Below are 12361 nucleotides of genomic sequence, written 5' to 3'. Positions count from 1 at the left end.
GTCTAGTTTAATTCAGATCATATTCTAAATTAAAATGAACCATCTGAGTGTGAGTAATCATCGAGTTTCAATATCGGTTCAATATATTTCTTCCAGATTGGAACATTACTATGCATGGTAGAGTGGGACTGAATTCTTGTACCAGTTTCTCCATCTTTAGCACGCACGTTATCCGCACCTTTAAATTTCCTTGTAAAAGTCGAACCTGCCCACCACCAACTACCTCCCATATCTTCTTGGACAATATCTCTATTATTATACATATGAATATGCTGCCCAACCTCAGTTTCCAGCTTATATTCTCTTACAGGAGTTGCGACGGTAATTAATGTTTCTACCTTCATTCCTTTATTCTCCAGAAGATTCGACAATATAATAGCAACATTTCCTCCATGACTATGTCCAACTAGCCTAATAGGTTCATTTGGATTTTGGCTATGCCAGTTATATACTGTATCAACGAAATCCTCAGCAGCGGCTGAACGAGCCCCCTTACTATTTTTTCCGGTCCACTCAAGAGTTCCACTAGATTCCCCAAACAGTTCCTCCACATATTCTACAAAATCAGAAGTCCAAGTATCATTGTTTGAAAAGGTCCCATGTATTAACCAAACTTTCTGCCCACTCGGATCCGTATAAATGAGCGGATTACTAAGCACATACGTATACAAATTCAAACTTAACGGATTTGTAAGTTCCCCCTGATACGTATCCTCACCCATAAACCTTGCGGTTGCCGGATCATACCAACGTGCGCGCAAATACTGAAGGCCGGTGTCCTCGTCCCAATATTCACCTGAATAACGAAGCGCATTAGGCTGGGTTTCCTGTACCACCAATGGGTTACCCCAGATATCATAGCTGTAGCTATTTAGGATATTTCCTGAAGCATCTCGAAGTTCAACGACATCTCCATGTCCGTTCAGGATATAATATTGCAATTTATTTTCATTTTGGACTTGTCGCCCCACTAATTCTCCCATTGCATCAAATACATAACCGTAATTAATAGCAACCGTTCCAGCATTAACGGTTCCCTCTGCTACAAGAAGTTGACGGTCATCATAGTAATACCTAGTGAGCAGATTATTCTTCATACGACTTACCATCAATCCATCGCCGTTATATGCATAGTTAATGCTTGTACCACCCACCGTTGCAGTGGTTAGCCGGTTTCTCATATCATATCCATACGATGCCGCAGTTGGAATCTTAGGAGCAAGGTCACTAGTGAGACTCTTACGATTGTCCCGTTTATCATAGCTGTAAGTTTCATTAAATTCAGAAGAGGTCTTAATACGGTTTAACACATCATAGGCATAGGTGTAACTTGCACCACTATCATTTTGGCTCGTGATATTACGATTGTTATCGTAGCCGTACATATATTGTTTAATGGTGCTTCCATTACTACGAATACCAAGTCCAGTCAAGTTAAACCCAGTATAGTTATAGACTTTATCTAGCCCCGTCCCAGTCGTTGTTTGCCCCAGGCTATTATTGAGTTTGTATTTATAAGACAAACTGGCAATTTCACTACCCGTGCTATTCTGCACTTGAAGCCTTTGAGGAAGTGCCGCAGCTCCCTGATACGTTGTTCCTGTAGTTAATTTGTAGTTTCCAGAAGTGAAGGTTTGACTTAATCGCACTCCGCGTTTGTCATAATCCATTGTGAGCACAGCATCATCCGGGTAAGACAGGCGTGTTAGTTCACCCGTAGGTGCATATGCATAGCTTGTTGTGCCGGTCATATCCTTCATGCTCAATCGATTACCCATATTATCATAAGTGTAGGCAATAATTTCGTCTTGGGTACTGTCCTGAGTTAATAAATTCCGGGTACTATATTGATACGTATGGGTTTGACCTTTCCGATCAATATACTGAATTACGTTCCCATTATGATCATAGCTATATGTTTCGGTCTGACCCAGCGGGTCAGTCTGCTTCAGCATCCGACCAATTTCATCATAGCTTTTCGTCAATTTTTCACCGTCAGCATAGGTCAACTTTATCATGTCTCCAGCCATATTATAGCTGTAACTGGTTGTCTTCCCCTCAGCATCGGTGACTGAAACTAAACGAGACAACACATCATACGTATATATGGTTGTATTACCGTTAGCATCTGTAGAAGAAAGAAGAGGACCATATTTATCATAGACATAACTAGTTAGAACAAGAGTACCGCTTGGTTGTATTTCCTCTGTTTTTATTAATCTGTCTAAAATATCATACGTCTCCCGGACCTGATTCCCTTCACCATCAGTAACCGTTTTAGTCCTCAATGCATCATTATACACATAGGTAGTTGTACTGACCCCATCATTCTCGGACAATATACGACCATAGGCATCGTAAGTATAACGAGTAACATATCCTTCGGCATCCGTTGTTTTCAGTAATCTATTAAACTCATCGTACTGATAGTTCATGCTCCCGCGAGCATTTGTTTCTCTAATGAGCCTTCCGAAAGGATCATATTCGTAAGTGATTTTCATTCCATTTGGCTCCGTTATAACGGTTGTGTTCGTTGCATCATGGTATACAGAACTGATCTGAGAACCGTCTGAATAAGTTTGTGCTATTGGACGACCTATAGCATCATACTTGGTTGTTGTACTATTTGTGTTCCCATCAGTATAGCTCAGTACATTTCCTCTACTATCGTAGCTTGCTTGCTTCAAGATGGTAGTGCTAGCTCCTCCATTACTAGGAGTAACCTGGACACTCTGCTGAACCTTGGATGGCCCATATGCAAAGACTTGGTTCACCATCGTGTCTACGGTGTCTCCCTTAATCTGGATTTGTATAGGACTGCCAAATGCATCATATTGATAATCAACTTGTCCCAGTATCTGTGAGGAGTTATCTTGTACTTTCCCCTGACTTAGGGTAGCCGTAGCATTGTTATAAATATAACTGGTAGTTAAGCTGTTACTCGCACTAACGGGTACTTTAATCTTGGTGGGGGACCATTTTCGTACATTATAATTTACATAATAATCATATTCATAAGTGGTCGTTATTCCCATGGGATTGGTTTCAGACGTTATATAACCCCAATCATCATAAGTCTTCTTCGTTGTTATGGTGGAAGATGGCCTGGAATCTGTATAAGATCGACTTTGAACTTGAATAGGTACGGAGCGATACTTTGCTCTATCATAAGTATAGTTCGTTTCCTGGCGCATCTGCTTATCCAGTGATTCAACAGTTGTCTTAGCAAGATACACAACAACAGGCCTACGATTTCCCGTAAAATTCTTCTCATAAGCATAAACCGTACGGGTTAAGCCGTTATCCACAGTGGCAGAGAAGGTATCACTTTGCCCATATACCTTCCCGATATCGCCTTCCATTTCAATGTTAATACTGCTATATTCCGTATCCTGAGTTGTACTATAGAATAAATCCCTGACCTTATAGGCTGGTTGTTGTTCGACTGCTATTTCTCCAATATGACGCTCTGGGCTACCAGCATAACCGTATTGGACCATGGCTTTAGTTGGATACTCAATTGAGGTTAGGATAGCCCAATCATTTCTCCCCCAATAGATCATTCGGTTCGTTCCGGTGTAATACTCATAGCCATGGATTAAGTTAAACAAATTTTCTTGAATGTAATACCCATATTTAGTAGATCTTCCAACGGGGTCAATTACCTCGGTAAGAACTTCTTGATCCCGATTTTCTCCTTCCATAGTTATTTTGCGATAGGTAACTATTTGTGTTTCGGCTGTCGCCATATCGTAGGCTTTGATCTCAATGCGTTGGTTACTAAAGCTCGTCCATAAATAACTAACTAGCTCGCCTTTGCCCGCATATACAAAAACTCCACTTAACCCACTGCTTCCCCAGCTAAACTTGATGTGATTACCATATTGGTTGGTGATAAGCACCACATCGCCATTACTTGTGAAGTAGGTATTTATCCCCGCTACATAGTCAAATAAGACATAATCTGCATCATCTACATCAAAGTTATCATCCAATTCCTCAAGTCTTGATTCACTAACTTCTCCAAAATCAAGATTATCCCATGGATACCCTACTAATTCGTTGCCATCATCGATAACAAATGTCCCTAAATCGGGGAGATAAATATATTCAACTCCCTCTTCCGTTTTTAAATAGGGAACATCCCAAATCCAACCTTTTCCTATATTAAAACGACGCTCTTCCTTCGTTTCTCTTGTTTCATTTCTCCAACGATTTGTATCAACCGTCATACGATCTTTACTGAGAGCACTATCGTAAATGCGAGTTAATGCGAAGTCCATGCCATTTATACCTTGAAGATATAAGTCTGTTGTCTCTATGCGAAGCGAGCCGTCCAGGGTTGATATTTGGTCATCGTCCGCTCCCACCGTGTATGGAGCATTACTCATTTTAATATCCTGACGTTCCAATGCAATGCTGTCATAATCTAAAGCCATCAGATATACACTATCCGTAATACTTGGAGGAGTTATATATACATCTTCTGTGACTGTATGCTCGCCCCCATAAACATCATCAGTAATGGAAGCCGCGAATAGCGGATCTACTCTCCGTTCAGGATAATGGAGCTGCATAAACTCTTCGTAAGAGCTACCAGATTCTTGACGAAGTAGCCCTTGATAGATTTCATGCAGAAAATAACCTTTTAACAACTCTTGAAGCACCCATTCACGTTCTACCTGAAAACGTTCAGTTACGGTAGAAATCGTTATATATTCATCAGGATTAATGTCAACATCAGGTTGCTGGGAGACATCAGCTTCAGGATACACCGTTGAGGTAACGGTATCTCTATCTGCACCTATATTGGGAGCTATCGAATTATCAGCAGATACAGAAGGCGAACTATTCGGGCTTACCAGAGTAATGAACAGTAATATGAAGGCTAGTATACCGCATATATATTTTTTCATTAGATTCTCCTTCAACTAATTAATTCCGCTTGTTCTAATTAAATTCTGCTTGATGAGATTTCCATTAACATCGTAAATATATGTAATTATGTAGTTGTTTAATTCACTAGAGAAAATTGCCCTTACAATCTGCCCTGCTTCATTATAGGTATATTGGACTTTCCATTTATTCGAAGAAATTTGGAAACCATAGTAATCCACTTTACTGCTACTACCATCTAAACTATTAACCTTAATAACATATACTCTGTCTTTCTCAGCAAGAAAATCTATTCTTCTCCCCTTGCTAATCTCAACGCCTCTATTGATCTCACTCAGAATTCCATTGTTAATTTTGTAAAGAGTCAGATTATAGTTTAAATGAGAGGGATAGCTGAGATTAATAGAATATGAACCAGCTTCCTTAAGTGAAAATTTAAAGTAATCAATATCCGATGAACTTGTAATAAGAGCCTTATATTCAGTATCTGTGTCCAAATAAAGAGGATAAGCTGAACTCGGAGTATCATTAGGCTCATATTTGTCGTAACCTTGCTTCAAGGTAATGGTGAATCTTGCGTGGAATGCATAATACCGTTCATAGGGCCTAAGAACAATATAGTAATTTTGTCCTTCCCTCATCTCCATAGTTATGCTTGAAAAATTAGTATGAACCCCATTTTCTTTATCATAGAAATCATCATTTTCAACGAGTAAACCATGCAAGTCTGAGTACCCATAGATTTGCATAAAAGTATCATTCATCTCACTTCCTGCTCCATATGGGCTAGTAAATAGTGTATATTCCCCCGATTCAGAGGGCGTAAATACGTAAAATGCTGCCTCATGTATCTTTAGGGATATATCCTGAGGGTTATTTAAAGTAGCCGTTTCAAATACATTTTGTAATTTCTCCACCTTGATACTGGCTTGAACAGCCTGATTATTATAACCTGCAACGCTAGCGTAGTAACACCAGTTATCATTTATCATATTCCACTCAATTTGTGAAAAAACTGTCCGTTCTCCATCCAGACGATAGTAATCATTATTCCAATCAAGCAGTACACTGCCATAGGGCTGATTATAAAGAGATAACACTGTATCACTTTCTTCACCTGTGTCTCTGTTCCCCGCATAATCTGTGTAAATCCTGTAGGTTCCAGCACTAACTGGACAAATTTCAAATTCTTGATACCCTGAAGCTGGAATATCTATATCCATACTTTGACCTATTTCCAGACGTGTAGGTTTAACATACTTGGCTACCTCTATACTTGATTTCAATCCATCATTAGTGGCACTCTCAATTTGGATAAAATAAGATTCATTTGCTTCAAGATAAGCTACAATTTGAGTAGAACCTCTATTAATATCTTCTTGACTTTGCACTAGTATGTTAAGCTCTGCATCCTCATACAAATTTAACCGGTCATAGGACTCGGACGAGAACGAATAAATATTCGATTTAGGAGGAGTGAACCGATAAAGCTGATATTCTCCACCAGAGAGTTGTACATCAACCTCAGTATCCATTTGTATATCTAGAAGCGGAGGGGGTGAGGCTATGTATATTTCAAATTTATCTTCTGTATAGTTGGTACCCGGATATTTAAACAAGATTGCATATGTACCTGGTGATATATTCGGAGGTGTTGACCAAACAAAAGTTGGCGTATCACTTGGTTCAGTAAGAAGTTGTGATTCTATAACCTTGCCATTTAAGTTAACCACCTCGACTTCCACTCCAGTTCTCGTGTCAATAGTTCTTAATGTAACAAGAGCCTTCGCCCCTGCCTGTATGGTTTGTTTGTCACCGGTCTTGCCAAATGAAGTGGAACGAATCGAACTTGTTGTCAAAGAATTAATTTTCTTCTCATAGTTTGCAATTACTTCGACATATTTCTTTTCAAGGATTAAACCTCGTTCCAACTGATTTTCCTGGAAACTTCCCATTTCAGATAAGTCCAGTTTTTCGGGTTCATCCTGAGGAAAAATCAAGTTTGTTTCTATAATAAGTTCGTTTTTGACATTTTCGATCTCTTTATGTAATTTAACATCCCCCAGTTGGCTTACCTCTAGTGCTAGCTCAACAAGTTCAACATTCATGTTTTTCAACCTGGAGATTTGCTGTTCCTTTTTCACTTGCAGTAATTCATCAGATTGAAAAGTTTCAAACTCATTAACATTCATTATTTCATTTTGAATTTCGAATTCTGTATCTGTCCCTTCTTGGTTATTGGCACTAATTGAAGTGTAGGAAGTAAATAAAAAACTGACAGAAATGATAATGCATAAAATTCTTGAATATTCTATTTTCCTCAAAATTTTTGGCTCCTCATCTGATAGTTTTAATCATTACTTTCTTACAAAGAAATATCGTAGTTTTTTAATATCAACTCCTTTGAATAAAATAATCTTGATGGTGAAGGATTAGAAAAAATCCATCATAGTAGATTTTATCTATGAATCATTATCCAAGTGTTAATATTTAGGTTCTATTTATTTTTTTAATAAATTCAGTAGTTTAACCCCTTTGATGTAACATATTGGAAATAATTAACAGGTATACTTATTTGTAAGTTTAGACCGTCACTCAGGACTAATAACAACCATAAAAAAACTCTGAGTCCCCTAGCCACCACCAGCTAGAAACTCAGAGTTTCCTAATTTAAATAAGAATAGCTATAACTATATCCTTACTCCATTAACCCATTAACCCAATTCCACCTCAATACGGGTAATCTGCCCGTTACGCACAGCCTCAGCCAATGGCCCTTGAATGGCTGGGCCATCAAGCACCACCTGTTGTCCATCAGCTTGGTACAGGGTCTGCCGCTGAACGGTTACTGCCTCATCCCCGTACGTGTTTCTCTTTGCTGGATTATGGTACGTCACCTCGGTTCCACCGAGGAAGCGGAAGGATACCTTACCTGCTTCGTCGAACATCCAGCCAGGTAGTAATGGACTTAATTGTAGCTGCAATTCTCCGTCCTGAACGCGGAAGATTTGTTGCCCGGCCATCATCGTAACCCACATGCTAAGGAACTCAGCCGTAGAGCCGCTCAGCCGGGCCACGTAGCCACGCCCGTGCGTAGCCGGGTCCGGGTTGACGCTGGTAGCGATGAAGGAGGAGTTCTCCAACGTGCTCCGCCCATAGACTGCCGGATCTAGGAAGGGGACCAACGAAGTCTTGACTTCAGCAAAGAATTCATCCGTCAGACCACTCTTGAGCAGCGCCAGCAGATATTTATAGCTCATATGCATGAACACCGATTCCCGCTCTAGCCAGCCCGCAGTAAAGGCGCGAATTCGCCCGATTTCATGTCCTTCCTCGTCCAGGCTGACCGATGTTTTGTACATCCCCAGCTTCTTGTCGAACAAATCACTGCTGTGAATTAGCTCGTATGCCCGCTTCGCCTCCACTGGGTCCTTAACCCCCTTCATCCAGCGTGCAGGGCCTTCCAGAAAGTGTGGCAACGGACGAGCTTCAAAGGCCTTCACTATAGCCTTGGGCAAGCCATAACCGCTCATGACCGGCTCTCCTTGTTCATTCACAACCGCCTCAAATTCAGTTGCTTCAAAGGCAAAATACGTTGGCGTCAGCCCCTTACCGAGTTCAACCGCCTGCTGAATGCCTAGGTCAAGTTTCTCTAGCATTTGGCCCGTCAGATCGGCAAGCGCGCTTAATTCAAAGCTTTGCTCTGTTCCGCGAATACCAAAGCGAATAGCCTCCCTATACCGCTCACGCGCTCCAGCAACTTGATCCCAATAGGTAAAAGCATCCGATACTCCACCTAGATGGTCTTGCAGCAGCAAGCTTACATTCTTCAACAGTTCGGCCAGTTCCTCTGGCAATGCAACTTCGCGTTCACGTTGCTCCAGGCATACCTGATGCACGAACCGCAATAGCCGCTGTAGCTCGAAGGTCTCGCTCATCCCCGAACCGAACAAGCCTGGCAAGCCGTTCATGGCATCATTCCAGCCCGGTTTATTGCCTTCCATTTCAATCCCCATGCCATAAGGATCAAGGGTGGCGAACTTAATCAGTCCCAGCGCGACCAGCTTGGCAATCAGGTTCGTACGGTAGATGTCACCTTTACCCTGGCTTGTTCTCAGCCAATTCGTATCCTGCATGGTCAGTCCCAATCGGCTCAGCTTCTCTTCATCATGCACTAAGGAACCGAACTGGCGAACATGGCCTCCGCTAAGCACATATTTCTCGCTCCGTGGCAGCACCCGGGCCGGGCTATCGAAGAACGTATAGTCCTGTTCCTCAAATAACAACCCTTCCTTACGATCCGGGAAGACATCAAGATAAGTCTCAATGAGGTCCATATTGTACGTCCAATGATCGGACCAATACCCTTCTCCGAAGGAAGCTTCAATATGCTGCTCGGCCAGGGACAATATTCCGCTTAATAGCTCTTCTTGCTCAACGTTAAGCTCTGTGCCACTGGAGATGACATAGGAGATAATGTTGCCTGGTCTGAACGCATTTCGGCAGATTTCTGCCAGTTCCTTGTGCCGTGAGGTCACCGCCTTGTTCAGGAACGCCTCCAGTTCTCCGCTGCGTTCCTCTGGTACACGGAAGCTGGTCCCTTCTACCGAGAGTGGATTGTAGCCATCCGCCTGAATCAGACTAAAGAAAGTGCGAATATTGAACGTCCCAACCCGAGGATTAAAATAAATATCATTACGGCGATTCTGGTTCGCATCACGAAAGTTCCCGTTCCCCTGAGAGTAATATTCCGGGGCTATTGAGAAGAAGTTGTAATCCCGCTCCAGATCACCATGCTTACGGGAATAGAGATGGATCACAAACCCCTCCCGCCCGTTCTCGAAGATAAACGGATATCCTCCCCGCAGGAAATTGTCCAGATAACTTTGCTTACAGTAGGCATCAAACAACGGCAAAGCTGTCTTTGTAGCAATGTCAGCCGTTAGCTCTTCCGTCAGCTTTCCTGCCTCGGCATATTTTGCGGCAATATAAGTGGGATCTGTAAGCGATGCTGCCTTGTCATTCAACCGCTCCACACTGTCGATATGACCGATTAGCGTATACAAGTGCCGACTCTCTCCCGGAGCAAGCTCCGCCTGCAAAGCGGAAAATCCACATGGCACCTTATTCGTGCAGTATTGAGCCTCTGCAATAAGTGTCGTCAGTCCCTTAGAAGCAAACTGTTCCGGGTAAGCCAGTGACGTATTCTCCCCGAAGATCACAGAGAAGTCGGCTATCGTCGGTACTAACTGGCCATCATCGCCAAAGGACAGGTAGAAGTGCCCACTTTGCACTTCGCTGACCTCAGCCTCATCATGGGTACTGGAACGGACGCGATAATAAGGAATGCCTTTGTCCATATTCCCCACTTCCATCCAGCTCCGTAGCAAATTCCCGACTTCCTTATACCCTGCGTTCTCTACGCCATAAGGAAGGATTTCTGGCAAGCCGTCCAGCATTTCCAGCCGGATCGGCGTGTCGGAAATGTTCGTAATTTCAACCTGGCGAACCAATGCCGCATAGTCATCGTTAGGCACTTGAAAATAAGTGATTTTCAGCTCCAGCCCCTGTGCCTTGTTCACCTCAGATATCACTAGCTCATTGGGTAGAATACGCATGCTGCGGACAGCCGCATAATCGGGAAAAGCACTCTGGAAGGGCTCATAAATCCCCCCACCCCCAGCCACCTTGATAAAAGTTCTGAAGCCCTTCATCGCAACGGACTGGTACGTAATGCTGGCAGGTGAGAACTCCATGATTGGACTATTTTTATCCCGGACTCCAAAGCTGCAAATTCCTTGTCCACGATTGACGTAGAACGTCCACATGGGAATTCCCTTTAATCCGGCAAGCCCTGGCAGGAAGCTGGAGAAAGGCTTGGCCCGGTCGTACTGATCGATGATAAATGCATTCTGGTCGAAGCTATAACTAGACATTCGTTTGTTCCTCCGTTCTATAGTAAATTAAGCTTGAATGATATAAGTAGCAATCGAGTGAGCGGGCAAAGTCTCCTGAACGCCCTCACTCCCCCATTCCAGGGAGAACGCCTGAGCTTCTTCGCTTTCATTTTGTACAACAACAGCTACACTCCCATCCGTGTTACGGAAGGCTGTGCTGAGCAATGCGGGTGCATTCATGTCCATCCCCAAGCGTACTGCCCCAGGACGAATATACTTGCTGAAGTGTCCAATGTAATAGTAAGAACTGTTATAATGAACCGCACCGACTACAGTATCCGCAATGACAGGTGCATCGCAAAGATTGCCAACATGGTTCGGCCCACCTGTCTCATCCAGAACCAGATTCCAATCAAGGAATCCCTCGTTCCAGTGATTAAGATCACCGATGATATTCCGCCCATAACGTTCACCGGTAAACCAGGCGCCCAGTTTGACGCCGCCCTCTTGACAGCCCTCCGTAAACAGCAAATGCTTGTCAGGGAACAAGTCATGGACCCGGCCGACATTGCTGAAGTCTTCGCTAACGTACCAGTGGAAGCCCGTACCCCACACATATTTGGCCGCTTCGGGATCAGACAACACGGCGGAGGCTCGCTCCACCATCAGATCGCGGTTATGATCCCATACCAGGATTCCAACATCCGCCAGTCCTTCACGGTGCATGACCGGACCTAGATAATCACGGACGAAATCCCGTTCTTCCTCCCCGCTGTAAATACAGGAGTCCCAGGTTTGTACCGCCGCCGGCTCATTCTGGACCGAGATGCCCCAGATCGGCACGCCCGCTTCGCGATAAGCCTTGATAAACTTGGTGTAATAAAGAGCCCACGCCTCGCGGTATTCCGGCTTCAACTGTCCGCCATGGTTCATATCCCCATTCGTCTTCATCCAGGCTGGCGGGCTCCACGGCGAAGCCAGCATAGTTATGCTTTGACCAGCAGTGCGGGTTGCATCCTGAATCAGTGGAATGACCCACTTATGATCACGAGCAATATCGAAGCTCTTGAGCTCGTCGTCACCGTCCGCCACATAAGTATAGTTCTCCAACGCAAAATCGCAGCTATGGATATGCACTCGGCCTAACGTATAACCCAGCCCTTCCACCGGATCAAAATAACGACGCAGCACCTCTTCCCGTTGTTGCGGTCTGATTCGCGACAGGGTATAAGCCGCCGCTTCGGTAAAGGCACCGCCAAAACCGAGAATAGTCTGATAAGTTTTTTCCGCATCCACCTGAATGCGTGCCTTCCCCCTAGCACCAGTATCAGCCGCCTGCGCCTCTAGCTCCCCCTGAAGACTCAAACGGTCATCCGAATCCTGTGCCGTAAGCACCTTCGTCCATTTTGCCATCTAACAAGCCCTCCTTCGTTTTCATTTCCCCGTTATGAAATCGCTTACCACTTCGTTCGAAGTATGCACCCCAATACCAACAACATACCCCAAGAATCCAATTACCAGGCTAATCGAAACCGGTTTCGAAAATGTTGAAAAAAAAGCGGTCAAGC

4 protein-coding genes are annotated in these 12361 nt (G+C 43.6%); all 4 read right to left on the bottom strand.

Annotation, left to right across the window (positions count from 1 at the left end; translation table 11 throughout):
- Window positions 1-29: 29 nt before the first annotated feature.
- The 4 genes from BN3279_RS12125 to BN3279_RS12110 all read right to left on the bottom strand — a co-directional run bounded on the left by BN3279_RS12125 (window position 30) and on the right by BN3279_RS12110 (window position 12206).
- Complete coding sequence (locus BN3279_RS12125) at window positions 30-4916, bottom strand: RHS repeat-associated core domain-containing protein (protein ID WP_059051182.1); 4887 nt, start codon at window positions 4914-4916, stop codon at window positions 30-32.
- Between the two features lie 15 nt (window positions 4917-4931).
- Complete coding sequence (locus BN3279_RS12120; RefSeq protein WP_059051180.1) at window positions 4932-7220, bottom strand: hypothetical protein; 2289 nt, start codon at window positions 7218-7220, stop codon at window positions 4932-4934.
- A gap of 390 nt (window positions 7221-7610) precedes the next feature.
- Window positions 7611-10832 (bottom strand): hypothetical protein, encoded by a 3222-nt coding sequence (locus BN3279_RS12115; protein ID WP_059051178.1) that lies wholly within the window; start codon window positions 10830-10832, stop codon window positions 7611-7613.
- A gap of 27 nt (window positions 10833-10859) precedes the next feature.
- On the bottom strand, window positions 10860-12206 hold the full coding sequence (locus BN3279_RS12110; RefSeq protein WP_059051176.1) for a glycoside hydrolase family 30 protein: 1347 nt from the start codon (window positions 12204-12206) through the stop codon (window positions 10860-10862).
- Between the last annotated feature and the right edge of the window lie 155 nt (window positions 12207-12361).

It is taken from the genome of Paenibacillus senegalimassiliensis, assembly GCF_001486585.1.
Taxonomy (GTDB): Bacteria; Bacillota; Bacilli; order Paenibacillales; family Paenibacillaceae; genus Fontibacillus; species Fontibacillus senegalimassiliensis.
This window is presented reverse-complemented; position numbering and strand designations above follow the sequence as displayed.

Excerpts from the sequence above, each read along its gene's own strand:
- BN3279_RS12110 (WP_059051176.1), bottom strand. The coding sequence starts at position 12,206 with ATGGCAAAATGGACGAAGGTGCTTACGGCACAGGATTCGGATGACCGT.
- BN3279_RS12115 (WP_059051178.1), bottom strand. The coding sequence starts at position 10,832 with ATGTCTAGTTATAGCTTCGACCAGAATGCATTTATCATCGATCAGTAC.
- BN3279_RS12125 (WP_059051182.1), bottom strand. The coding sequence starts at position 4,916 with ATGAAAAAATATATATGCGGTATACTAGCCTTCATATTACTGTTCATT.